A 24,555-nucleotide genomic window follows, 5' to 3' on the forward strand; every position below is an offset into this window, starting at 1 on the left:
CCTTTATTCTTGCGAGCGCCGCGAACCGGCACTGTCTCCCGTGGCCGGAGTATGGATCGGTGCGGCGTGACTTTCCAGCCTAAAATTATTTTTCCTTTGACCCAAGGGAGCTTGCAGCGATCAGTCACGCCAAAACGTGGGGTTACACAGCGCAATAATTGCAAGCGTTTCGAGCCGGCCAATGACCATGGCAACACACATCACAAGTTTGGAAATGGGCGACATCTGAAGAAGATCAATTGCCTGCTCCCCTGCAACCTGTGTCAATGGACCAGTGGTTGAAAGGGCTGAAATAGCCAATACCAGCGACTGTTCGAAATCCTGCCCGAGAAGCGCCAGTATTACCGTGATCACCGCTAAGGAAAGAGCGAACAACATAAAAAATAGCCAGGCAATAAAGGCGCCTTGTCGCCTGATACGCCGCCCAATCGTCTGGGAGCGCCCCACCGAAGAGGGATGAATTAGGCGCTCCATCTCGCGCTGACAGTGCAGATAAAGCGCATAGACGCGAAGGAGTTTCACACCGCCCGCCGTTGTTGCAACACCCCCACCGATCAGGGCCAACCCCATCAGGATCATGCCCGGTGTCCCCAATCCTGACCAATCACGCGCGGCATCCCAATAAGAGCTTTCAAAGCCGGTGGTCGACAGAAAGGACAGGGACGTGAACACCCCGCCCCACAGAGTTTGCAGCATAAGGCCAAGATTGGTTTCCTCGGAAACTTCAGCCGCGCCGATCCAGTGCCGGATCACCAAAATAATCGGCAGGAGGATCACCACAAGCAATCCAACCCGAAACTCAGGATCGTTATGCAGGCCCGGGCGCGCACTGGTGATCGTGTCTGACGAGAAAGTCAGCCGCGACAGGGCAAACATCATGAACAAAAAAATCAACACTTCTCCGGCAAATCCAGATCCGGTTTGCGCCATGCCTTCTATTGCGCTGATGCCACTGGTAGACAGTGTGGCCATGGCATGCATTAAGGCGTCGAAGGGAATTTCGCCGCTAATTGTCAGGAATAGCCAAAGAGCAATCGTCAGCCCGATGTAAAATGGTGCCAGCAACCGCGTCGATTCAAAGATTCGGCGTGCAGTATCCGCACGCTGAAATTGGGTTGTTCGCGCGCCGCTCTGCCCGGGCTCGGCCGTGGCAGTCACTTCGAACCCACCAAGATTAAGAGGTGCGAGAACTGCAGAAGCTGACACCCAAATCAGCAGGCCACCCAACCAACCCACCAGACCCCGCCACAAATGCAAGCTATACTCCAACCTCCCGGGGACATCGAATAAGGTGGCCCCCGTGGTAGTGAAACTCGACACCATCTCGAAATAGGCGTTGAAATAACTGGTGGTTTGCAGACCTTCGTAAAACGGAAGAGCCAAGTATAGCGGCAAAACCGTATAGGCCATGAATAGCGCCCAGAGGTTCTGCAAATCACGGTCACGCCGTTTGGGTGCAGCCGATAGCGTGAGGCCAATCACAAAGACCAATATAAGCCCCAACACGGAAGAATAGAAAAACGCCCGCGCCATGCTGTGATCATCTTGATAAAGTGCATGAGCAGCAGGCACCAACATGGCCAGCGCAGACAGGCCAGACAGGATCAGAAACAATGGGTATCTGAGCAGGCGCTTCATCATGTATCAGAAGAAATCGATCGAAACCTGAAGCAATTGCTCGACCTCAGGTACGTCCGAGGACAGGCTAAAGAGTACGATTACGTCTCCGGAGTCGATGCGCAGGCTGCCGGTAGGTTTAAGAACCTCATTCCCCTTCTTCACGGCCCCAATCAAAACGCCTTCAGGGAAATCGATGTCGCGGATCTGTTGCCCGGCGATGCTTGAGGTTGAAAGCACTTCGGCCTCAATTACTTCCGCCTCTGCATCACCGATGGAATAAACTGCTTTCACCCGACCATGGCGAATGTGACGAAGGATCGAACTCACTGTAGTCGCACGCGGGTTGATGTAAGCATCGATGCCCAGTGGCGACATCAAGGGTTGCAAAGTAGGATCATTGATCAGTGCAATCGAATAGGCGCAGCCTTCGGCCTTTGCACGCACTGCCGCCAGCATGTTGGTTTTATCATCGTCGGTCACCGCGAGAATGGCGTCTGCACGATCAATCCCGGCCTCGTGCAACAGGGTTGCGTCCAGCCCATCCCCATTCAGAACAATTGTGCGTTCCAACGCATCAGCTGCGCGTTCGGCGCATTTGCGGGTGCGTTCAATCACCTTGGCGCGGGTGCGTGTCGCGCGTGTTTCCAGCGCCTGCGCAACGGCGAGGCCGATATTCCCACCACCCACGATAACCAATCGTTCCTGATTTCGTTGCGATTTACCGAAGACTTCCAGCGTGCGCGGGATGTCTTCGGTCGGGGCAAAGATGTAACACTCATCATCTTCAAAGAGTTGATCGCTCGCCCCCGGAACAAACAGTTTTCCTTTGCGCCGAATGCCTATCACTAGCACGCGCAGGGTGGAAAACAGATCAGTCAATTGGCGCAATGGGGTATTAAGAACCGGACAGTCCTCCTCCAGCCTCAAGCCCATCAATTGACCTCGACCTTGCAAGAAGGTTTCCGTATCAAAGGCCGCCGGTGCTGCCAGACGTTGCAGTACAGCCTCCGCGACCTCGAGCTCGGGGCTGATCACCACATCGATCGGCATGTGGTCGCGACGGTAGATATCAGAATAAATCGCATCCAGATAAGACTGGCTACGCAGGCGCGCAATCTTGCGGTTGATGGCAAAAGCCGAGTGCGCCACTTGGCAGGTCACCATATTGACCTCGTCCGAATGAGTGGCTGCAATGATCATATCTGCATCCCGAGCCCCTGCCCGCTCCAGTACGTCGGGATAGCTGGCAAATCCGGCGATGCCTTTCACGTCCAAAGTGTCTGTTGCACGTTTTACAAGATCTGGATTGTTATCGACAACAGTCACATCGTTTTTTTCGCCTGACAGATGCCGTGCGATCTGCCAACCAACTTGACCTGCGCCACAGATAATGACCTTCATTCTGCTTGCCTTATCCTACGTGAATATGTTGCATGACAGATGGGGTATGGATGGTCAATCGCTTTGTCCTTAAGGTTGATTTTATAGATTGTAGGAGACTTTTAAACATGCGGAAGGGTTTATTTGGGACAACCGCACTTGTCATTTTAAGCAGTTGCTCACCTCCAGACATATTTTACAAACAAGGTGTGACCAACGCACAAGTTGATACTGATCAAAATGCGTGTCAGGTGCAGGCAACAAACGAAGTGCCTCCGAATATCCAAACCCGGTATATTCCGCCGGTTTACAGCTATCAGCCAGTTTGCAACGGAGACTACTGCTACAATCGTCAGATATTGGTCCAACCTGGCCGGTGGGAGCAGTATGATGCCAATGCAGGCCTTCGCGCTTCAGTTGCCGATCAATGCATGCTGTCAAAGGGTTACGGTCAAGTGAGCCTCCCGCGTTGCGACGAAACGGTCTTGAGCAATACTCAAGTGGCAAGCAATTTGCCTGCTCCACCGATCAGCAAGCAAAGCTGTGCCGTCAAAACAACCAATGGCGATTGGCGCGTTGTAACCCCGTAAAACAAAAGCCGAACCGACACACTGGGCGGTTTGGCTTTGTTTTTATGCGCTTTCAGCTTAATCGCTTGCCTGATCTTCACGCGCAGCTTTTGCTCCGCTGACAACGCCAAGCGATTTTAACTTTCTATGCAATGCGCTGCGTTCCATCCCGACGAATTCAGCGGTACGGCTGATGTTTCCTCCGAAGCGGTTTATTTGCGTCATCAGATATTCACGCTCAAACGCCTCGCGGGCTTCGCGAAGCGGCATGGTCGCGATCGCGCCTGAAAGAACCACTCGGCCATCCTCAGCCGCTGTTTCGCTTTGTTCGGGCACTTCATCCGCGGTGATTTCGCCACTGCTGTCACCCAAGATCAGCACCCGTTCAATCACATTGCGCAACTGGCGGACGTTGCCCGGCCATTCCATTGTTTGCAACAATGCAGTTGCTTCTCCGCTCAAGCTACGGGCAGGTAGCCCTTGTTCCCTGTTCAATGTGTCGATGAAGTACTCCGCTAACATCGGAATGTCTTCGCGCCGTTCCTCGAGATCTGGCACAGCAATCGGCACAACATTCAAGCGGTGATATAACTCACTGCGAAAACGCTCTGCTGCAATTTCCGCTTCCAGGTCGCGACTGGTCGAGGAAATCACTCGTAGATCAACCTGAACCTTGTCGTTGCCCCCCACTCGCAAGAAGGTTTGATCGACAAGCACACGCAGAATTTTTGACTGCGTTCCAAGCGGCATATCGGCTACTTCATCAAAATAGATAATACCGCCATTGGCCTCTTCTAAAAGTCCTGACTCGACCCCACGCTCGGGGCTTTCGCGACCAAACAAAACTTCTTCCATGCGATCAGATTCAATGGATGCACACCCAACGCTGACAAAAGGCGCCATCGCCCGATTGGAGTTGGTGTGAATATATCGCGCGGCCAACTCCTTACCTGATCCAGCTGGACCAGTTAGCATGACACGACCGTTGGAATTGGTGACCTTATCCAGTTGACTGATAAGGACCTTGTAAGACGCCGAATCGCCCAACATTTCACTAGGCCCTGAATCCTTTTGTTTCAGCTCGATGTTTTCGCGACGTAAACGGCTGGTTTCCATGCCACGCCGGATCACCACCATGAGTTGGTCGATATTGAAGGGCTTTTCGATAAAGTCATAGGCCCCTTGTTTGATCGCCGCGACTGCAATCTCAATATTGCCGTGCCCCGAAATGATCACCACCGGCACCTCGGGGTAGTCCTGTTTTACTTTTTTGAGGATATCGATCCCATCCATGTGGCTGTCTTTTAACCAGATGTCCAAGATCATCATGGCAGGTGTTTTGTCACCGATTGCAGCCATGCATTCGTCGGCGTTACCTGCCATGCGGGTTTTAAACCCTTCATCCTGCAAAATATCCGAAACCAGTTCCCGAATATCTCTTTCGTCATCGACAACTAAAATATCGCTCATTTCGTCCTCACCAATTTATCGTTATTACTCGAACTCTTTTGCAGCGTCGCTAGCAACGGCAAGCGCACAACCGCACAGGCCCCGGAACGTGCTCCCTCGTCGAAGGGGCGCGCGTCTTCAAGTGCAAGAGTTCCACCATGTTCCTCAATGATCTTCTTCACGATCGGCAGCCCCAGCCCAGTGCCCTTGTCACGCGTTGTGACATAGGGTTCGAACAATCGTGATCTATCTTCTGGCAGCCCTATACCATTATCGGAAATCCGAATTTCGGCCTGACCTTCTGCAACCAGACTTCTGATCTGTATTTGCGGTTCATGTCCCTTTGGGGCACCTTTTTCCTGCAGGCTTTCAATGGCTTCACCCGCATTCTTTATTAAGTTCGTCAGGGCTTGGCTGATCATGGTTGAATCGACCTCAGACCAAAGGTCATCCTGCGAGAAGTCTGTCGTAAACTTCACATCTGGCTGGCCCGCCTCTTGCAGCATTACAGCCTCGCGCAGCAATTGCGACAGATTTTCCCTCCGCGTTTCCGGTTCAGGCATGCGCGCAAATTTGGAAAATTCATCAACAATGCGACGCAAGTCATTGGTTTGCCGAACAACCACATCGGTTAACTGTTCAAGACTCTCGGCCTGATCTTGCTCAAGCTGACGGCTGAACTTTCGTTTGATACGTTCTGCGGACAGTTGAATAGGCGTCAGCGGATTTTTGATTTCATGCGCGATACGGCGGGCGACGTCCCCCCAGGCGGCGGTGCGTTGAGCCGTTACCAAATCGGTCACGTCGTCAAAGGCCACAACGTAGCCCTCTCCTTCGCCCTCTTCAGACCGGCGCGTCGACATTCGAACCAACAGGTTTTCCTGTCGTCCATTTCGACTAACTTTGATCTCTTCTTGTACAAAACCCGCCGGGCTTTCCTTGAGACGGTCAAAGAGTGCGCCAAACTCAGGAACCGCGACAATGAGGTCAACCGATTGCTGGCCCTCATCCCAATCCAGCAACCGCTCTGCTGAGCGGTTTACAAAGGTAACCTGCCCACGCGCATCAAGCCCAACTACGCCAGACGAAACAGACCCCAATACGGAATCAAACAATCTGCGGCGGCGCTCGATCTGTTGGGTGTTGGCAATCAACGTATCACGCTGCCCCTTGAGCTGCCGGGTCATCTGGTTGAAGTAGCGGCTCAGCAGCGCAATCTCATCGTCACCCTCTTCTTCGCGGACTTTGACCTCTAGATCGCCGCCTCCAACACGTTGCGCTGCGCTGGTCAATCGACCCACAGGATTCGATAGACGCTCCGCAAACCACATTCCCAACCAGATTGCAGCCAAGATCAAGATGACGGCAAAGCCGAGGTACAGAATTCCGAACTCGAACAGGACACGCCCGCGTTCGTTTTCTCGTTGCTGATAAAAGCGGGCAGTTTCTTGCGTGTCATCAAGTAAGTGAAGGATGTCTCCATCCACATTCCGGCTAACATACAAATAGCGATCTACCAACGTATTAAGAGGCATCAAGGCGCGGTATTCGTTGTTTTCCCAATCCGGGATGATCAAAATGCCGTCGGCATTCGCCTTCTCAAATTGTTCGCGTGTTGGTTCTTCATAGTCAAATAGATATGACCGTTCCCCCCGCGCACGGATTTCGCCGGTGCCATCAATGACAAAAGCCTCGCGTAGGCCGCGCTGAATTTCGCGTTGCCCCCGCGACAGCATCTGCCGGATATCGCCGTCATCCAGAAACACCACCGCCCGTTTCGTCGCTTTGATTAGATTCGCCAAAGCACGCGCATCTGTTTCCAGGTCGCGCTTATGCTCATCTTCGTAGGCCTGCGCAGCTGCAACCGAGCTGCTGACAACGCGACCCACACGGTCTGAGAACCAAGCCTCCAGGCCCATGTTCACCGATAGTGTGGCAAACACCGCCACAGTGATCGTGGGTAGTAGCGCCATCAACGCGAAAACACCGGTCAGGCGCAGGTGCAATCTAGACCCGGCGGAGCGTCGGCGTCGCGCCGCGATCATCTGAACTACGCGCTGCAAAACCAGTGCCGCAACCATGATAATATAGATCATGTCCGCCAGCAGAACGACCCGGAGCGAATTTGATGTGCTCGTTTGGTCCAACGGTCCGAGAACGAGATAGGTCAATAGCGCCAGAACCGGGCCCAACACGACCAATCCGAGCGCTGCTGTATTTTGAACACGCTGCAAGCGCCGCAAACGGCTGACGCGGTTCCAGGATAATCTACGTGTCGTTGTTGCCACGTAATCCCCTCTGCAGGTTGTAGCGATCCATCAAACTGTCACAACATTTGGTTAGTTCGGTGGAGTGAATCCGAACTCGCCGCAATGCTGTTGCAGTTTTACATCAACTTTCTGCGGCGTGTCACGCGAATATCGAGCTCGGTCAGCTTCTTGCGCAAAGTATTGCGATTGATGCCAAGCAATTCGGCGCATTTGATCTGATTGCCCGAGGTGTAATCCAGAGCAATTTCAATCAGGGGGAGCTCAACTTCGCGCAAAATTCGGGCATAAAGCCCCGGTGAGGGCAGCATCCCCTCGTGCAAATCAAAATAACGTTGAAGATGCTCGGCAACTGATTCCGACAGGGTTTCGTGTTTTTGAGCCGACGCCATCGGGGATGCCACAGTGGTGGCCCCTCCTCCCATTGCTGCCTGAAGGTCCGCAACTGAAATAGTATTGGTTTCGGCAATCAACCCTACCCGGCCCATCAAGTGTTCCAGTTCACGCACATTTCCCGGCCACAGATGCTCGCGTAGTAGATCCAAAGCCGGATCAGAGAGTTCCATTGCTGAAAAACTTGCTTGATGGTTCAGGAAATGATCGGCCAAAGACGCAATGTCATCAATCCGTGCTCGAAGTGGCGGCACATCTATCAACGCGCCACTTAACCGATAATAGAGATCTTCACGCAATCCAGATTGACCTCCATCCCGACCAGTCGCCACAAAGCGAGTTTCGGTTTCTGCTGATGTGTCCAACAAACGCACCAAACGGGACTGCGCCTCAGCGTTCAACTCGCCAACCGCCTCGAAAGCGATGGTCCCGCCTTTTGCACGTGTCAGCAGCTTTTCGGGACGCACTAAATCTTCTGAGGTGGCTAAGATGAACGGGCGCTCTGCTCGTGGTGAGAAATCGTGCAGAGCCCGCAGAATCAACGATTTACCGACACCCGATTCCCCGGTGACGAAAACGGGCATGTCGCTTTGCACCAAACGAGCCACCATGCGAAAGACGCTTTGCATCGCAGCACTTCCACCAATCAATGGCAAGTCTTGCTCCGCCGAAGTTTTGGGCTCGGCTCTGGGGGCAGCTGCGTTTTGTGCTAGAGCACGCGCAACTCGTTTCATCAAGTCCGGCAAATCGAACGGTTTGGGCAAATAGTCGAAGGCGTTCGCTTCGGTCGCACGAATGGCCGTCATAATGGTGTTTTGCGCCGAGATGATGATGACCGGCAGGTCCGGGCGGTCTTCGGCGATTTTGGGCAGCATTTCCAAACCGTTGCCGTCGGGCATCATTACGTCAGAAATGACGACATCTCCCCGCCCCTCTGACACCCATCTCATCAAGGTCGTCAGCGAGCTGGTGGCATGAACCCTGCACCCTGCACGGGTCAGGGCCTGGGTCAACACTGTCCTGATCGTACGATCGTCATCTGCAACCAGAACTGTTCCGTCCATCGTCCTATTCCTCGCTCAAGTCTTTTGGGGCCAGTGGCAGGGAAATCCGAAACAGCGTTCGGCCAGGTCGGCTCTCGACTGATATCCCTCCGCCGTGGTCCGAGATGATCTTGGCCACCAGCGCCAATCCCAATCCAGTGCCATTTTCGCGCCCTGAAATGAAAGGCTCGAAAATGTCATCTGCAATCTCTGCGGGAAGGCCCGGGCCATCGTCTTCAATCTCGATCTGAACCGGCACAGCACGGCCACCAGTCTCGCTATCGTGCAGACGCAACCCGTGATCATAGTAACTCCGCAGGCGAATGACCCCACCAGCAGGATCTGCGGCCTCAGACGCGTTTTTTAACAAATTTTGCAAAACCTGTAACAACTGATCCGCATCAGCCGAAACCAATGGCAAAGACGGATCATAATCGCCATTGATTTGCATATGCCGAGCGAAACCTACGCTGGCCGATTGTCGTGCCCGGTCCAATACGTCATGAACATTCGAGGCTTTCAGATTCGGTCCACTCAGATCCCCAAATTGTTCAACTTGATCCAACAACCCAACGATACGACGACACTCACTCACGATCAGCTCGGTCATTTCCTGATCTTCAGCCGGAAGATTCATTTCCAACAGTTGCGCCGCCCCGGTTATGCCTGCCAGAGGGTTTTTGATTTCATGAGCCAGCATTTCGGCCATTCCTATTGCAGATTTGGCTGCCGAACGGGCTATCCGGCTTGTCGCGGCATGGCCCGCGGCACGTTTCGGGGAGATCAAAACCAACAAATGCCCGGACGCATCCGCAAACGGAACAATCTGCAGGTCGCATTGGACGGTTCCCTTGTGGCCAACTTGGATCTCAATGTCGGTCGCATAGAGCGGCGCAGATCCCTCCCGCACACGCGCTAAAGCATTGCTAAAGGGCGGCTTCACATTCACCTTTTCCCACGCAGACAAGCCGATCAGGGTCTTTTCGGACGCATTAATAAAATCTTCAGCTGCAGGGTTCAGATGCACAATGCTATCTGATTCATCCAACACCACAGCAGGCATCGGCAAAACCGACCAGATGGCCTCGTTCGGCACGCTCATGCAGCCACCTGTGTGCAAGTTGCCAGAGCCTCTGGCAAAAGCTTCAACACCTGCGCCGGCTCTTTGCTGACCAAGATAGGTTTTCGCAGGCTCGGTTCTGTTCCAACCGTGTCCATATACCAACCCAGATGCTTACGAGCGACGCGATTGCCCAGCTCAACGCCATAAAACCCGAGCATCGCCTCGTAGTGATCACTCACAAGATCTATCAAAGCATGGCCAACGGGAATTATTGGTGCTGGACAATCAAACACTTCATGTGCCACCTGCGCCAATTGCCAGGGCCGCCCCTGCGCGCCCCGCCCGATCATAACCCCATCAGCCCCAGACAGGCCCAGTGCCCGTTGAGCTGTTGAGGCATCAATTATATCGCCGTTGGCAATCACCGGAATAGCAACGCTCTCTTTGATGGTTCGAATAGCCGCCCAATCCGCATGTCCCTTGTAAAACTGGCATCGCGTGCGGCCGTGTATCGTGATCATCTGAATGCCCACATCCTCGGCCCTGCGGGCGAGTTCAGGCGCGTTCAGCATATTGTCATCCCACCCTAGGCGGGTCTTTAAGGTCACTGGAACAGCAACCGCGTCCACCACAGCCTTGATCAGCGATAGCGCATGATCAAGATCTTTCAACAAGGCTGAGCCACTAGCCCCAGCCCCGCTTGCGCTGGTTACTTTTTTGGCCGGGCAACCCATATTAATATCAATCAGCTGTGCACCGTTACCCTGTGCCAGCTTGGCTGCCTCTGCGATCCAATAGGCATCGCAACCGGCCAATTGTACGGCTGTATTCACGTTGCCAAATCCCAGTTCGGCCTTGTCCCGCACGCCGGGTTTGGCCTGCACCATCTCTTGACTGGCAATCATTTCACTGACCACAAGCCCTGCCCCGAATGACGACACGAGATTTCGAAACGGCAAATCCGTGATTCCCGCCAAAGGTGCCAAAAACACCGGCGGAGTAATTGTGCGATCACTGAGCATCACGGACATTTGCTTAATCCTTAGGCACTTTGGTCACTTCATAACCCCACACCTGTAATCTCACAACATTTCAGGCTGGCTTTCCTCACAATACACGATGGTATTGCACACTTTTTAGGCAACAGCTTGACCATTGCACTCTGGATGGTCGTTGCGTAATCAGTTGACATGAAGACTGCTGCCCTCATCGTAGCCGCCGGCCGGGGCACCCGTGCCGGTGGCGAATTGCCAAAACAATGGCAATCCCTCGCGGGGAAGCGCGTGATCGATTGGACGCTGCAAGCCTTCATCAACGCGCCGGAAATCACCGATATTGTTGTGGTTTTGCATCCCGACGATATGAACCTTTTGTCTGATCCTGACGTACTTCTGGCTGCGGGTGGAAAAACACGCGCAGTGTCGGCGCAAAACGGGTTGGAAGCGCTGTCCGATCGTTCGGTCAATCAAGTCCTTATTCACGATGCCGCCCGCTGTTGTATCACACCCTGCCAAATCTCAAACATCGTTGAACAATTGTCTCAGACAACTTGCGCCGGCGTTGCCCCGGCCTTGTCAGTGACTGATGCCCTTTGGCGTGGCGACGACGGCAAAGTGAGCGGCACGCAAGATCGCACCGGATTGTTCCGCGCACAAACACCGCAGGCTTTTGATTTTTCAAGCATTCTCGCCGCCCATCAAAGTTATGATGGTGGTGAAGCTGCGGATGATGTTGAAGTCGCGCGCAGTGTTGGATTAGACGTTGAGATCATAGAGGGCTATGAAAACAACCTCAAAATTACCTATGCGGAGGACTTCCTGCGCGCAGAAAAATTACTGAAGGGTCAAATGGATATACGCGTAGGTTCAGGCTTCGATGTTCACCGATTTGGGCCCGGGGATCATGTGATGCTTTGTGGTGTGGCGATCCCGCATGAGCGCGGGTTACAGGGGCATTCCGATGCAGATGTCGGTCTACACACAATCACTGATGCCATCTATGGTGCATTGGCCGAAGGGGATATTGGTCGTCACTTCCCGCCCAGCGACCCACAGTGGAAAGGCGCAGAGAGTCACATTTTCTTGCGCCATGCCGTGCAGTTGGCTGCCGAAAAGGGTTTCAAAATCAATAACATCGACATCACCATGATGTGCGAACGCCCTAAGATTGGACCGCATGCAGATGCGATGCGGGCAAAACTATCCGACATCGTAGGAATCGATATCTCCCGCGTGTCCGTCAAGGCCACCACAACCGAACGGTTAGGGTTCACTGGACGCGAAGAAGGTATCGCAGCACAAGCCGTTACAACGTTGGTATCGCTATGAATATTTCGCAGCTCATTGCCACCGTCTGTGGCGTCGGACATCTGAAACCCGCCCCCGGAACCTGGGGATCCGCTGTGGCATTGCCAATTGCGTGGCTCATACACGTGATCGGCGGGCCTATTTTGTTGGGCATTTTCATAGTTACTGGTTTTCTCAAAGGCTGGTGGGCCACGGTCCAAGAAACCAAGGGGAAAGACGATCATGACCCGTCGGAAATTGTGGTCGATGAGCTGGTCGGTCAGTGGATCGCCTTTCTGCCTGTATCCATCGGTGCCGCAGCCATGGGTGCCCCGCTGACAGCGCTTTGGCCCGGCTGGATCACCGCGTTTGTGTTGTTTCGCCTGTTCGACATCTGGAAACCAGGCCCCATTGGCTGGGCAGACCGCCGTGGCGACGCCTTGGGCGTGATGCTGGATGATGTTATCGCTGGCATCTTCGCCGCCATTGGAGTTACGATCTTTGCCGCAATTTCACACATGTAATGACATGAGCTTGACAAAACAATTAGTTGATATTGCATCAAATAAACGACTGAAATTGACAACAGCAGAAAGCTGCACCGGCGGGATGGTTTCTGCAGCGATCACCGATATTCCTGGGTCGTCCAACGTGTTCGAGCGCGGATTTGTGACCTATTCAAATGCTGCTAAAATCGACCTCCTTGGCGTGTCTGCTGACACTTTGGAGGAACACGGTGCAGTCTCAGAGCAAGTAGCCGATGAAATGGCGAAAGGTGCACTTCGACTGGCCAATGCGAGCCTCGCGGTATCCATAACAGGCATCGCAGGTCCGGGTGGTTCTCAGTTTAAGCCAGAAGGTAGGGTTTGCTTCGGTTTGGCTATGTCAGGTAGAAATATCAGATGTGAAACAGTAGAGTTTGGTGCTTTGGGACGCCAAAATGTTCGTCAACACGCCACCGATCACGCCCTCACTCTGCTTCTTGCTGCGGTGGATGAAGCTAGTGCCGCAGATTGAAGCACAACATCGCATAGTTTTCGTGTCGCTTATGTTTTCGATTCCGCCCGCTGTGCAATGTTACTTAGCTCTTCCTTGAAGAACTTTTAAAGTCTTTTTAGGAGCTTTACCGACTCGCAATTCGCGCACAAAGAGCGTTTCAATCTCTGCTCGTTTGAGGCAGTCGGTTGGCTCACTTTTACTGACACCATTACCCGCCTGCCAAGGTGGGATCACAATCCTAACGGATTTCCGTTGAAAACGATCTTTTAAATTTAAAAATAGTCGCATTTTCAGACCAAGTATCGTTATCGTCAACTTTCGCTATGCTAGAATTATACAATTATAAGTTGGCTACCCAGAGTGGTAAATGCAGATTAACAATCCCAAATTGAGTTAGGACGAACCGACCTAACTTAAGTACTTGGTTTGGGTCTAAAAAAGTAAAAATGTGATCAAATTATGATCAATATTACGTTGCGTCACTAATTAACTATATCGCATAATTTCACCAATTTTGTTGCGCAAATTTGTGCAATTCAAGCGCGGAAGGCGCGAATCAACCACCCCCCCACCGCCTTAAAAATTAGGATACCAATCCGAACTTCAGCCATATAGATCTTCTGCTCTTTCTTCAAAGGCGCGAACAACACGCTGCATGGCTTCAAAAAAGAACAAACCCGCAGCTGATTGAAGGATCTTGTTGCGGAATTCAAAGTCAACATCAAAGGAGACGTCGCAACCAGACACCGTATCGGTGAAGGTCCAATTTGAAACGAGGTATTTGAATGGCCCATCCAAGTATTCGGTCTCGATTCGTCTGTCTTCTGGCCACAAAGTCACGCGACTTCCAAATCGTTCTCGGAATACTTTAAAACTGATAACCAGATCCGCGAACATAATGGACGATCCATCTGGCTGCGCCGTTACACTCCGCACACGTGCGGCAGAAGTCCATGGCAGAAACTTCGGATAGAGCGCCACATCCGCCACCAGGTCATACATTTGAACCGCCGAGTATGGCAAAGAGCGCGTTTCCGAGTGTTTTGGCATTGCGGTTTCCGTCTGAGGCGATTTGACAACCTGCTTTTCGGTAACCGCCATAAGAAATTCAAGTGCAGAAATTGGAACGCACAGAATAATTCTGCTCATGAGTGCCGATGCTTTCAATCAGATGGCGAAACTGTGAACAGGATTTCATTGTTTGTGTGACCTGAAGATATAATTTGACCTTAGTTGACGAAACACTTGAGGACTCGACCATGGAAAATTGGATGGCTCACCTGAAAGCACCCCTGATCGGGGCATTTGCATCCGCGTTTATCGCAGGGAGCGCACACGCAAATCTTTGGTTTGAGCCGACACCCGTCGATGCGCCTACTGCAGCATTTGCCGCCTCAAATTCGATAGAACTTGCACAATCGTCGGCAACAAAAACACCCGCTCAGCTTGCGGTGGAAGAAGCAAACAAAAACACCAAGAAAAAGAAGAAAAACAAAAAGAAGAAAAAGCGCCGAGGTAGCTTTAAGTAGGTTTGTTGACCGTTTTCCAGCCACTCAAAGATCAACTAAAGTTGCAACCTATTCTGGGCTGGTTGGTTTTGGGTGCTCTCTTGTGTGTTTCGGCGCTGACACTACGCGTCACAGCCCCGTTGTTTTCCTATGATGTGCCACTGGAAGACATGCCGCTACTCAGCTTTGTGACTTTGTATGTTGGATTGAGCGCCGGAAGCGCAATTGTCTTGCCTTGGTTGGTGCAAGCGACGCCTGCATCTAAACAAAATCGGATTTTGATCTTTGTCCTATTTGTTGGCGTTGCAATGCGCCTATCGCAGTTCGGCACAGAACCTATCCTTGAAGATGACTACTTTCGATATCTTTGGGATGGAGCTGTGACTGCCAATGGGTACAGCCCATATCAATACACACCGGAGTCGTTTCTTGATGGAACTGACATCCCGTTCTCGGCGGCGTCCTTATCGACGCAGGCTGCGCCAGTATTAGAACGCATAAACTACCCGGAACTGAAGACAATCTACCCACCGGTTGCCCAAGGTGGTTTTGTTCTGGCGTATTGGATTTCGCCCCTAGACCCTGACGCATGGCGCATCTTGGCTTTAACAACTGAAGCTGTGATGCTTGCTTTCTTGATCCTGATCCTTCAGCAAACGAGTCGTCCTGCATTATGGTGTGCTCTGTACTGGTGGCACCCGATTGCGATAAAAGAGATTGCAAATTCCATGCATATGGAGCCCTTGCTCATGCTCCCAGTGGTGATTGCCGGCTGGTTGATCCTTCGCACCAGGAACACACTTTCATCTGTCACTCTCGCCATCGCTGCCGGTGTCAAGGTTTGGCCTGTGATGCTAGCCCCCGTTCTTTGGCGGCAAATGTTGAACCGGCCGATCCAGTTGCTCTTAGCAGTCGGAAGCACGGGCCTTATCCTTGGCCTTATTTTCTGGCCCATTGTCAGTTCAGGGTTGGATCAGAGCTCCGGTTTTGTCGCCTTTGCCCAGGAATGGCGCGCCTCGTCGGCGGCTTATCTTGTGGCGGAGGCAATCGCCTCACTGTTTACAGCAGAGTATTCATCTCAATTCGCACGGTTCATTTTAGTGCTCATCGGAGCGGTAGGCATGATTTACCTGTGCCGTTTTACATCACGCGACAGTCAGGCCTTGTTCAAGAGATATGTTTTCCTCCTCGCCTTGCTATATTTGCTTCTGCCGTCACAAACACCATGGTATTATTTGTGGATCGCTCCCTTTTTGTGTGTTTTCCCGATGAAGGCCCTGCTCGTTGCAGGCGCTTTGATCCCACTCCATTACACATACTTCTTTTTTGCAGCTTATGATTTGGAAGCTTTTTATCACTATGGAATGGTTTGGATAATCTGGCTGCCGGTTTGGGCGAGCTTACTCATGGACAAAATTCGAGGCTTGCAAAACTTCCTCATAAAATCGAAGCGCCATGTTTAACGACTTTAAGATCGCTGTAATAATCCCCGTGCTGAACGAAGAGCAAGGCATCGCCAAAGTGTTGTCAGACATCCCCCGATGGGTGGATCAGATTATCGTCGCTGACAACGGCTCATCAGATCAGACTGTAAATGTCGCGCGTCAACACAAAGCAGAGATCGCCTTTGCGCCGCAACGTGGCTACGGCGCAGCCTGCCTGGCGGGGATTGAGATCCTCAAACCTTGTGACATTGTGGTGTTTGTTGATGGAGATTACAGCGACTATCCTGATCAAATGGAGCGCCTCGTGCGCCCCATCGCGGAGCAACAGGCACAATTGGTTATCGGTTCGCGGGCTTTAGGTCATTGTGCTTCGGGTGCGATGACCCTACCGCAGCGCGTTGGCAACAAGTTGGCCTGTTCGATGATCCGAAGGTTTTGGGGTCAAACCTATAGTGACTTGGGGCCATTCCGAGCGATTACACGGGATACACTTTCGAAGATCGATATGCAGGATCGCGCCTTTGGCTGGACCGTAGAGATGCAGCTTAAAGCGATCTTGCATCAGTTGAAGGTGATTGAAGTGCCGGTGGATTATCGCGCACGCCTGACCGGCCGCTCCAAGGTGTCTGGTACTGTCAAAGGCGTAATTTTAGCCGGGACAACCATTATCGGAACGATATTGATGACAGCCCTGCGGGATCGCAAACACGAGCGAAAGGCTTGCCCTATAACCAAAACGCCGGGTCGTTTCTGACCCGGCGTTTTAAAGTGCACTTAGACTGCGAGATTAGGAATGATCTGCTTTTTGCGGCTCATGATGCCGGGCAACACCACTGCATCGCCGTCCACAGAAGCACCAAAGGACTTTTCAGCCACGGATTTCACCAGATCGTTGGGCACCAGAAGCGTGGCTTCTTCTTTTAGAATGTCGACGACAAACAGAAGAACCTGATCAACACCATCTTCAGATTCGACGGTCTTGAAGCTCTCCATCAGGCTGTCCTTACGGCCAAGTGGGATTTCCGGCGCCGTGGTTTCCAGAACGGAAACGCGGAATTTTTTACCGCTAACTTCGTATTCCTTGCTGTCCATGCGGATCAGTTCGGCATCGGAAAAATCAGATACATCTGATTTAGCGGCAAACATTTCCGCCGCATATTCCGTCACGTTCAGACCCAGATCAGCGGCCAGCTTTTCGGCGACTGCGCGATCGTGATCAGTGGTGGTCGGGCTGCGGAATTCCAGCGTGTCGGACAGGATGCAGGTCAGCGCAGCGCCTTTGATGGCGTCGGGCATCTTGACGGCATCGTCACCCATCAGATCGATCATTATGGTGGCGGTACAGGCCAGCGGGCGAATGGTGATGTCAATCGGACCTTTGGTTTCCAGACCGCCAACCAGTTTGTGGTGATCGATGATCGCCTGCACGTCGGCGCCATTGATGTTGGCAGGCAGTTCAGCCGGGTTGTTGGTATCGACAACAATACAGGGCTGATCGTCGGCGACATCAGCAATGATCTCTGGCTTGTCAAAGCCCCAGCGGGACAACATGAAGGCCGCTTCGGTGTTTGGCTCCCCCAGCAAAACGGGTTTGGTGTTGGCCCCTTTTACCTCATTAAGGTACCAAGACCACAGGATCGGTGATCCGGTGGAATCTGTGTCGGGAGATTTGTGGCCAAAAACAAGCGTGGTCATAAGCTGCGGTCCTGCAAGATAAGAGAATTTGCGCGCCTTATAGAAGGCCCTGCTTCCCTTGTCACCTGCGCATGTGACATGGCTGCAATGTCGGTGGGGAATAGGCTGCTTAATCGCATGACATTGTTCAAACTTGGGGTGAAATTTAGCCAGCTACCGTCACTGCCATTGTAAGTGCGCCCCAGATCATCAAGATAATTACTAACAAAAACAATGAATAACTGACCAGTTTGCGCTCTTTCGCCAATTTTGGGGATTGGAACATCTCATTTGTAAAATTCATACGTTTTTCGATGGAAGCCCAAGCCAATAGATCTCGCCACTCCCAAACCATTAGGTCTTGCCATTTTTTTGCCCTTAAGAACTGAACGTATAGAATTAGCAAGCAAATCCAAATCCAACCCAAACTAAGGATTAGTAAAACACCAAAAAAGTTTCTAAATTCTACCAGCACTTACAAGCTCAACCGCTCAATCGCATAACCCTGCGCTTCAAGAAGATACAGCACGCCGTTTTTCCCAGGCAGATGCCCTGCCCCAAACGCAACAAAAACCTGAACTGGCAATGCGGGATCCGTCAGCACCTCGATCCAGTCATGATTTCGGCGGGTCAGCATTTTTTCTTCCAACAGGGCAAAATCCTCTTCTGCTCCCTCATCCCCCTGTTCAATCGAGATTTTGCGCGAATATTCCCACAGCAATGCGATGTTCTGCTCCAGATATTGCGCCTTGAGTGTGTAAGACAAATCATCAGCACTGAACGGTAGGTCCAGCGACAGGCGGATCATGTCCAGCTGATCCTCTTGCGGCAGATCATCCAGCATGCCCATCAGGACACGAAAGTCCTCTAAGGATCGGCTCGGATTTCCCAGCTCAGCCGCATAGTCACCAATCAATGTGTCAATGCCGCCGCCTTCCATTGCGCCGTTACGCATCTCGCACGGACCAATGCCAAGCATCATAGAGGCCCAGAGCGGTTTGAATTTCGCCGCCATAAACGACGGGATCGCCCGATCCGTCATTTGTTGTGAATACGACTGCCACTCTGCTTCGCTGAGCATATCCACCAAGGTGGGCCCCTCGGTGATGAACATCATCGAAGGGTCATCGGCCATTTCCCGCGCCATCTGATCCTGCTTATCGTTGGAGATTTCCAGATAAATCGCATCGGCCTCTGTGATCACGGGCTTTAATGCCTCTAGGTGGGCTTGGGTTTGGGCGTGGGAAAAATGGTAGGTGCCAAAAATAGTGATGCTCCGCGCGCCTTTCGTGGCTTTCCAGAATATACCCTCTGGATACGGAAGTGCTGTGGCTTGTTTTTCAAGTTCCGCCAACTCGTTTGCGGGCAATGTAGCGATCAGGTCGATGCCTGTGCATTCCGCTTGTGCCATGGCGAATTGAGGGGAAACGGCAAACAAAACAGCGGCGATCAGACGGCGCATCAGCAAGCAACCTTTATGAGTGTTCAAACTGATCAGCACTTTACCGAGGCCAATCCCACGCACAAGCAGAAAGCCTAAACGAAATTTGGACTACAGGTTATCCGTCTATAAAATCGATATTGTAATCGGAGAGATCCAGAAAGTAATCTTTACTCAATTTCCCACGGAGCGGCCACGAGGACGCTGCCCATGTTTTAAATTTACTTTTCAATCTTTTAGACGACGAAGATAAACCATTTGAGTAAGACCGAGTGTCGGTCCCCTCTGCTTGCAATACATCATGAAGAAAGCGACTGCCCAAATCCCGCCAGATCCGGCGTTTCCAGCGATTGGTATGCAGCAAGTGATAGATATCTATGCCATCAGATGGTAGACGTTTGACGCCTTGATTGATCACGCTCACAGGAATGAAATGATCCCACCACGGCAGGCCAAAATACATGCCATTGTCCGGCATACGCGCAAGGTCCTCGGAATGAAACACAAAGAAATCGTAGCCAGAGCGGTATTTCTCTGCATTTTCCAAGGTTATGTCCTGCACGTCGAAACGCTTTACAACGATGCAATTTCCGGGTTTTAGAGTGCTGATACGTTCGCGGGCCTCTTCGCTCAGCTCAAGCAGAATATCGGCGTTTACGATGGCCACAGGGCCACTGAAGCGTTCGGCCGCCACCTGCATCATGTCGGCAATCGGCACATATTTCTTTTTGAACCGCTCAGATCCATCGCGCTGTACCTGAAGCCGTCCAAATTTTTCGATTCTTGGGAATTTATCAACGCTTTCGGACACGGCGTTCACCGTATAGGGATCAAATCCGTTGTCGTGCCAGGACTTCAGACAGCGATCCAGCCACTCCATGCCGACATCCTCGCCCGCGTCGTTGATGCGGGGAAAACTTGGCGGCAATGAGGTGATAATTGGGATACTGCTCACGAGAATACCATTTGATTAAATTCAGTTGATCGGCCCATTTCGCAAGGCAGGCTGACTGTCAAGCTAGGCATCGCCATTCGTTTCGGGGCGATACCCCATCGCCACAACAAACTTTTCCGAGCTGTCCGAGCGTGATGACGGTGGTTTGACATTCATGACTTTGGTAAAGCGTTGCTTGAGTAGCTTTTGAAGATCGCCCTCGGCACCGCCGGCGAGTACTTTTGAGACAAAAGTTCCACCTTCTTCGAGCACATCGAAGGCCAAATATGCGGCTGCCTCACATAGAGCGATGATCCGAAGGTGGTCTGTTTGTTTATGGCCCGAGCTGGAGGCTGCCATGTCAGACATAACAACATCGGCCTTGCCGCCCAGCCATTCTTTAACTTTAATGTCAGCGTCATCTTCCATGAAATCCAGTTGATGGAACTCACATCCCGCCAAGGGTTCAACCTCTTGCAGGTCGACACCCAGAATGGTGCCTTGTGGTTTGCCTTCTATTTCACCCAAAGCGTTGACTCGTGGCACGGCCACCTGGCACCAGCCACCCGGGGCGCAGCCAAGGTCAACGACACGGGCACCTGGCACCAGAAACCCGAATTTGTCATCCAGCTCCATGATCTTGAAGGCCGCCCTGCCCCGGTATCCTTCGGCCTGAGCGCGTTTGACATAGGGATCATTGAGCTGGCGTTGCAGCCAACGGGTTGACGATGATCGACGCCCACGCGCTGTTTTGACCTTGATGGTCAGGTCACGCTGGCCGCGTCCAGAGGTGTTTTTTCCATCAGGTCGTTTCGCCATCACTCTATCTCGTTTTCCAGAACGCCATCATTGGCCATCATTGCATACAGCATGCCTTCGCGAAGCCCTCTGTCTGCGACGGACAGTCGATCCGTGGGCCAGCACCGCAAAAGCGCCTGCAAGATCGCTGCACCTGACATAATCAGAGCTTGCCTGTCCAGACCAATGCGTGGATCACGGCGCCGACCTGCGGGTCCCATGGCAAGATAATTGCGAATGACCTTGTCAATCTCATCGCTGGTCATTTGCAAACCGTCTACTTTATTACGGTCATAGCGTCTGAGATCCAGATGGCTGGCGGCAACGGTTGTCACGGTACCTGAGGTGCCAATGATTTGAAACCCTTCACGTTTTTGCTCGTACTTATAAGGAGCAAATTCCGATAGGTTTTCTTCAAAAAACCAACTCATAAGCGCAAACCGGGCGCTATCATCCTCAACATCACGAAATTGATCACGTAGCGTGGCCACACCGAGCGGTACACTGATCCAGTCAACAACTTTAGCACCACCATTTGTGCTACCGCGGGCGGCAAAACCACCATGCATGCTCATAATCGACTTGGCCCGATCTTTCCGAGGCACGGCTGTCAGGTCGATCCAAACCAGTTCCGTTGAGCCACCACCAATATCCACTACCAAAAGCTGATCGGTATAAGAATGAACCAGCGGCGCGCAGGAAACGACCGCCAACTGGGCCTCTTGCTGGGTATCGATGATATCCAGCACAAGCCCGGTCTCACGTTTAACGCGGGTCATAAATTGCGCACCGTTGGCTGCCCGTCGGCAAGCCTCTGTGGCAACCAGCGTTTTCCGGCTGATGTTGTGACGTTTCAATTTTTGCTGGCAAACTCGTAGCGCCTGAATGGTCCGGTAAATAGAAGATCGCGACAAACGCCCGGTTTTTTCCAGCCCAGCACCAAGTTGAACGGATTTTGAAAAGCTGTCCACAACTTGAAACTGGCTTCCCTGAGGTCGGGCGACCAGCATACGGCAACTATTTGTCCCTAGATCCAATGCCGCATAAAGCGGCCCGGACTTAGGAGAGATCAGTGCGGGGCTCTCAACCTTTTTCGGGATCGCGCCCGCACTTTTGGGACGCTTGGGCGTCATAACTGTACGCCCTCCATTTCGAGTTACTTCGAGCTTATGCATTCACTTTCGACGGCGCAAGGGGGGCGAAGTCTCAGGCGATCAATTCACAGCAGAAACTCGTACTTTATTGGATGCCGCAAACTGCTTATGGTGCAGCAAAACGTCGCGACTTGTATTTGTTCTGTCGAAAAAAGACGTCGAATAATCTTTGCCCTGCTTTAGAGAAGTGGGACCCAGCAAGAGGAATCATCAATGGTTGATGTCACAATCGTTTATTGGCGCGACATTCCGGCCCAGGTTATCGTGGGCAAAGGTCGTCGTGGCGCAAAGAAGCAATTGCCTGAGCGCTTTGAACAAGCGATTGACCGCGCCGCTATGAAAGTTGGTGCAGAAGATACCGATGCCTACCTTGCTGAATGGCGCAAGGCAGAACCATACCCAATGGATGGTGATGCAAATGAGGTTGTCGAAGCCGAGGCAGCGCGGATCGACGCGGAATATGATCAGGATCGCATCAAGCAACTGATCGCCAACGATGGATGGGCTTGATCCCTACTCTATGACCGGAGGCCAAGATGGCTCTTTTGAATTTCAAGAAACGTGACAAGGCGGCGGCAACGCCAAATGAACAGGTTCACGCGTTTATGCAGGATTACTCAATCGAAGTAATGCCGCGCACCGCTGAAAAGGTCGAAGATTTCCGTGATCTTTTACCTGCTGGCACCCGGGTATATATTGCCCACATCGAAGGTACACCCATCGAAGACATGGTTGCCACGGCCAAACGCATCGCAGCCGAAGGTTTCCCAGTCATGCCGCACTTTCCTGGGCGCATCATTAAGGATCAGGCAACCCTGGCCGACTGGATTGCCCGCTACCAAGGCGAAGCCAATGTTAACCAAGCCCTGCTGCTGGCAGGTGGTGTGGACAAGCCTCATGGCGATTTCCATTCATCGATGCAGCTGCTGGAAAGCGGTGAGTTCGACAAGGCGGGCTTCAAGCGTTTGCACGTTGCGGGTCACCCAGAGGGCAACAAAGACATCGACCCAGATGGATCGACCAAGAACGTTGACGACGCCCTACGTTGGAAACAGAAATTCAGCGACAACACTGATGCCGAGATGGCGCTGGCAACACAATTTGCATTTGACGCCAAACCAATCATCGAATGGGCAAATTCGCTTAGCGAAGCTGGCATCACTATTCCGGTTCACATCGGCATTGCCGGTCCGGCCAAACTGCAGACCTTGATCAAATTCGCCATCGCCTGCGGCGTTGGGCCCTCTTTGAAAGTTCTGCAAAAACGCGCTATGGACGTGACCAAGTTGCTACTGCCTTATGAACCAACCGAGGTTCTGGCGGAACTGGCAGCCCACAAAGCGGCGAACCCGGACTTCAACATCACGAATGTCCACTTCTTCCCGCTGGGTGGTATCAAGACAAACGCCAACTGGGCGATCGAAAACGGTGGCGAAGCCGCTAAACCTGTAAACGCGTCGTGAAGGACTGCAAATGACCCGCACTATTGTTGAAAGCAAAACCAAAACCGCTGTCATGGGCTTTGATGAGCCGTTTTGCGTCATCGGTGAACGGATTAACCCAACCGGCCGCAAAAAACTGGCTGCCGAGTTGGAAGCTGGCGATTTCTCAACCGTAGAAAGCGATGCCATCGCTCAGGTTGCAGCAGGCGCGACCATTCTCGATATCAACGCTGGTGTTGTTTACAACTCCAACCCAAACCCGAACGAGACAGAGCCACCGCTGATGACCAAGGTTGTCGAACTGGTACAGGGGCTGGTTGACGTGCCACTGTGTATCGACAGCTCGGTTCCAGGTGCGCTTGAAGCCGGTCTGGCCGCAGCCGAGGGACGCCCATTGCTAAACTCGGTCACCGGCGAAGAAGACCGTCTGGAAATGGTTCTGCCACTGGTTAAGAAATACAACGTTCCTGTTGTTGCGATCTCCAACGACGATACTGGCATCTCGGAAGATCCTGACGTGCGTTTCGCGGTTGCCAAGAAAATCGTTGAGCGCGCTGCTGATTTCGGCATTCCGGCACACGACATCGTGGTTGATCCGCTGGTGATGCCAATCGGCGCGATGGGCACAGCTGGCTTGCAGGTTTTCACTCTGGTTCGTCGTCTGCGTGAAGAGCTGGGCGTGAACACCACTTGTGGCGCCTCGAACATCTCCTTCGGCCTGCCAAACCGCCACGGTATCAACAACGCCTTCCTGCCAATGGCAATGGGTGCTGGCATGACTTCTGCAATCATGAACCCGATTGCCCTGCCCGTGAAGCAAGCCGAAATCGCAGCCAAGAAAGAGGCTGTAGCGGCCGCTGGTCTGGTTTTGCCAGAGGACATGGATGACGAAACTTTCTGCCAATTGTTCGGCCTGGGCTCGATGAAGCCACGTGCAGGTAAAGAAATGGAAGCCATTCGCGCCGCCAACTTCCTGACCAATAATGACCCGCATGGCGGCAACTGGATCAAGTTCAATAAACCCCCTTCTGCTGATGGCGAAGGCAGTGGTCGTGGTGGCGGGCGCCGACGTCGTCGCGCCTAAGCATAAG

23 protein-coding genes are annotated in these 24,555 nt (G+C 52.4%); 10 read left to right on the forward strand and 13 right to left on the reverse strand.

The window, feature by feature from the left end:
- Nucleotides 1–120: 120 nt before the first annotated feature.
- The gene (locus tag ROA7450_RS08605) at nucleotides 121–1,641 is read right to left on the reverse strand and encodes a TrkH family potassium uptake protein (RefSeq protein ID WP_085805295.1); all 1,521 of its coding nucleotides are present in this window, start codon (nucleotides 1,639–1,641) and stop codon (nucleotides 121–123) included.
- A gap of 3 nt (nucleotides 1,642–1,644) precedes the next feature.
- Nucleotides 1,645–3,021, reverse strand: a complete 1,377-nt coding sequence (gene trkA, locus ROA7450_RS08610; RefSeq protein ID WP_085805296.1) for a Trk system potassium transporter TrkA — start codon at nucleotides 3,019–3,021, stop codon at nucleotides 1,645–1,647.
- Between the two features lie 32 nt (nucleotides 3,022–3,053).
- Here trkA and ROA7450_RS08615 point away from each other — a divergent pair, with 32 nt between their 5' ends.
- The gene (locus ROA7450_RS08615; RefSeq protein WP_143534404.1) at nucleotides 3,054–3,590 is read left to right on the forward strand and encodes a hypothetical protein; all 537 of its coding nucleotides are present in this window, start codon (nucleotides 3,054–3,056) and stop codon (nucleotides 3,588–3,590) included.
- Between the two features lie 57 nt (nucleotides 3,591–3,647).
- Here ROA7450_RS08615 and ntrX read toward each other — a convergent pair whose 3' ends face one another.
- The 5 genes from ntrX to dusB form a co-directional block, all read right to left on the reverse strand.
- On the reverse strand, nucleotides 3,648–5,039 hold the full coding sequence (gene ntrX / locus ROA7450_RS08620) for a nitrogen assimilation response regulator NtrX (protein WP_085805298.1): 1,392 nt from the start codon (nucleotides 5,037–5,039) through the stop codon (nucleotides 3,648–3,650).
- The gene (locus tag ROA7450_RS08625; RefSeq protein ID WP_234999471.1) at nucleotides 5,036–7,306 is read right to left on the reverse strand and encodes a sensor histidine kinase NtrY-like; all 2,271 of its coding nucleotides are present in this window, start codon (nucleotides 7,304–7,306) and stop codon (nucleotides 5,036–5,038) included. The genes ntrX and ROA7450_RS08625 overlap by 4 nt, the downstream gene beginning before the upstream one ends.
- A 98-nt stretch (nucleotides 7,307–7,404) precedes the next feature.
- Nucleotides 7,405–8,742 carry a response regulator gene (locus ROA7450_RS08630; RefSeq protein ID WP_085805299.1) on the reverse strand — a complete coding sequence of 446 codons (1,338 nt, stop codon included), beginning with the start codon at nucleotides 8,740–8,742 and terminating at the stop codon, nucleotides 7,405–7,407.
- 4 nt (nucleotides 8,743–8,746) lie between these two features.
- Nucleotides 8,747–9,823 carry a two-component system sensor histidine kinase NtrB gene (locus ROA7450_RS08635; protein WP_085805300.1) on the reverse strand — a complete coding sequence of 359 codons (1,077 nt, stop codon included), beginning with the start codon at nucleotides 9,821–9,823 and terminating at the stop codon, nucleotides 8,747–8,749.
- The gene (dusB, locus tag ROA7450_RS08640; protein WP_085805301.1) at nucleotides 9,820–10,815 is read right to left on the reverse strand and encodes a tRNA dihydrouridine synthase DusB; all 996 of its coding nucleotides are present in this window, start codon (nucleotides 10,813–10,815) and stop codon (nucleotides 9,820–9,822) included. The genes ROA7450_RS08635 and dusB overlap by 4 nt, the downstream gene beginning before the upstream one ends.
- 159 nt (nucleotides 10,816–10,974) lie before the next feature.
- On the opposite strand from dusB, the gene ROA7450_RS08645 reads away from it, so the two are divergent.
- Genes ROA7450_RS08645 through ROA7450_RS08655 form a run of 3 tightly spaced genes read left to right on the forward strand, consistent with a single transcriptional unit; the run spans nucleotide 10,975 to nucleotide 13,086 of the window.
- On the forward strand, nucleotides 10,975–12,111 hold the full coding sequence (locus tag ROA7450_RS08645; RefSeq protein ID WP_085805302.1) for a bifunctional 2-C-methyl-D-erythritol 4-phosphate cytidylyltransferase/2-C-methyl-D-erythritol 2,4-cyclodiphosphate synthase: 1,137 nt from the start codon (nucleotides 10,975–10,977) through the stop codon (nucleotides 12,109–12,111).
- Nucleotides 12,108–12,593 (forward strand): phosphatidylglycerophosphatase A family protein, encoded by a 486-nt coding sequence (locus ROA7450_RS08650; RefSeq protein WP_085805303.1) that lies wholly within the window; start codon nucleotides 12,108–12,110, stop codon nucleotides 12,591–12,593. Before ROA7450_RS08645 ends, ROA7450_RS08650 begins: the two co-directional genes overlap by 4 nt.
- A gap of 4 nt (nucleotides 12,594–12,597) precedes the next feature.
- Complete coding sequence (locus ROA7450_RS08655; RefSeq protein ID WP_085805304.1) at nucleotides 12,598–13,086, forward strand: CinA family protein; 489 nt, start codon at nucleotides 12,598–12,600, stop codon at nucleotides 13,084–13,086.
- A gap of 585 nt (nucleotides 13,087–13,671) precedes the next feature.
- Here ROA7450_RS08655 and ROA7450_RS08660 read toward each other — a convergent pair.
- Nucleotides 13,672–14,118: a type II toxin-antitoxin system RatA family toxin gene (locus ROA7450_RS08660; RefSeq protein WP_085805362.1), complete on the reverse strand. Its 447-nt coding sequence runs from the start codon at nucleotides 14,116–14,118 to the stop codon at nucleotides 13,672–13,674.
- A gap of 209 nt (nucleotides 14,119–14,327) precedes the next feature.
- On the opposite strand from ROA7450_RS08660, the gene ROA7450_RS08665 reads away from it, so the two are divergent.
- The 3 genes from ROA7450_RS08665 (at nucleotide 14,328) to ROA7450_RS08675 (ending at nucleotide 16,775) form a co-directional block, all read left to right on the forward strand.
- Nucleotides 14,328–14,597, forward strand: coding sequence for a hypothetical protein (locus ROA7450_RS08665; RefSeq protein WP_085805305.1), 270 nt, complete (start codon nucleotides 14,328–14,330; stop codon nucleotides 14,595–14,597).
- A 134-nt stretch (nucleotides 14,598–14,731) separates the two neighbouring features.
- On the forward strand, nucleotides 14,732–16,039 hold the full coding sequence (locus ROA7450_RS08670; protein ID WP_143534406.1) for a glycosyltransferase 87 family protein: 1,308 nt from the start codon (nucleotides 14,732–14,734) through the stop codon (nucleotides 16,037–16,039).
- A complete protein-coding gene (locus ROA7450_RS08675) occupies nucleotides 16,032–16,775 on the forward strand; it encodes a glycosyltransferase family 2 protein (RefSeq protein ID WP_085805307.1) in 744 nt (247 codons plus the stop codon). The genes ROA7450_RS08670 and ROA7450_RS08675 overlap by 8 nt, the downstream gene beginning before the upstream one ends.
- Before the next feature lie 20 nt (nucleotides 16,776–16,795).
- Here ROA7450_RS08675 and ROA7450_RS08680 read toward each other — a convergent pair whose 3' ends face one another.
- The 5 genes from ROA7450_RS08680 to ROA7450_RS08705 form a co-directional block, all read right to left on the reverse strand.
- A complete protein-coding gene (locus tag ROA7450_RS08680) occupies nucleotides 16,796–17,716 on the reverse strand; it encodes a manganese-dependent inorganic pyrophosphatase (RefSeq protein WP_085805308.1) in 921 nt (306 codons plus the stop codon).
- Nucleotides 17,717–18,170: 454 nt separating this feature from the next.
- Nucleotides 18,171–19,157 (reverse strand): TraB/GumN family protein, encoded by a 987-nt coding sequence (locus ROA7450_RS08690; protein ID WP_085805363.1) that lies wholly within the window; start codon nucleotides 19,155–19,157, stop codon nucleotides 18,171–18,173.
- A 97-nt stretch (nucleotides 19,158–19,254) separates the two neighbouring features.
- On the reverse strand, nucleotides 19,255–20,091 hold the full coding sequence (locus ROA7450_RS08695) for a hypothetical protein (RefSeq protein WP_143534407.1): 837 nt from the start codon (nucleotides 20,089–20,091) through the stop codon (nucleotides 19,255–19,257).
- A 63-nt stretch (nucleotides 20,092–20,154) separates the two neighbouring features.
- The gene (locus ROA7450_RS08700) at nucleotides 20,155–20,889 is read right to left on the reverse strand and encodes an RlmE family RNA methyltransferase (protein ID WP_085805311.1); all 735 of its coding nucleotides are present in this window, start codon (nucleotides 20,887–20,889) and stop codon (nucleotides 20,155–20,157) included.
- On the reverse strand, nucleotides 20,889–22,001 hold the full coding sequence (locus ROA7450_RS08705) for a Ppx/GppA phosphatase family protein (protein WP_085805312.1): 1,113 nt from the start codon (nucleotides 21,999–22,001) through the stop codon (nucleotides 20,889–20,891). The genes ROA7450_RS08700 and ROA7450_RS08705 overlap by 1 nt, the downstream gene beginning before the upstream one ends.
- Nucleotides 22,002–22,235: 234 nt before the next feature.
- On the opposite strand from ROA7450_RS08705, the gene ROA7450_RS08710 reads away from it, so the two are divergent.
- The 3 genes from ROA7450_RS08710 to ROA7450_RS08720 are packed head-to-tail and all read left to right on the forward strand — an operon-like array spanning nucleotide 22,236 to nucleotide 24,548.
- Nucleotides 22,236–22,532 (forward strand): virulence factor, encoded by a 297-nt coding sequence (locus tag ROA7450_RS08710; RefSeq protein WP_085805313.1) that lies wholly within the window; start codon nucleotides 22,236–22,238, stop codon nucleotides 22,530–22,532.
- 26 nt (nucleotides 22,533–22,558) lie between these two features.
- Nucleotides 22,559–23,485: a methylenetetrahydrofolate reductase gene (locus tag ROA7450_RS08715; RefSeq protein WP_085805314.1), complete on the forward strand. Its 927-nt coding sequence runs from the start codon at nucleotides 22,559–22,561 to the stop codon at nucleotides 23,483–23,485.
- A gap of 10 nt (nucleotides 23,486–23,495) precedes the next feature.
- On the forward strand, nucleotides 23,496–24,548 hold the full coding sequence (locus ROA7450_RS08720) for a methyltetrahydrofolate cobalamin methyltransferase (protein WP_085805315.1): 1,053 nt from the start codon (nucleotides 23,496–23,498) through the stop codon (nucleotides 24,546–24,548).
- Nucleotides 24,549–24,555 lie beyond the last annotated feature (7 nt).

Source organism: Roseovarius albus (assembly GCF_900172335.1).
In the GTDB taxonomy this organism is placed as follows: domain Bacteria; phylum Pseudomonadota; class Alphaproteobacteria; order Rhodobacterales; family Rhodobacteraceae; genus Roseovarius; species Roseovarius albus.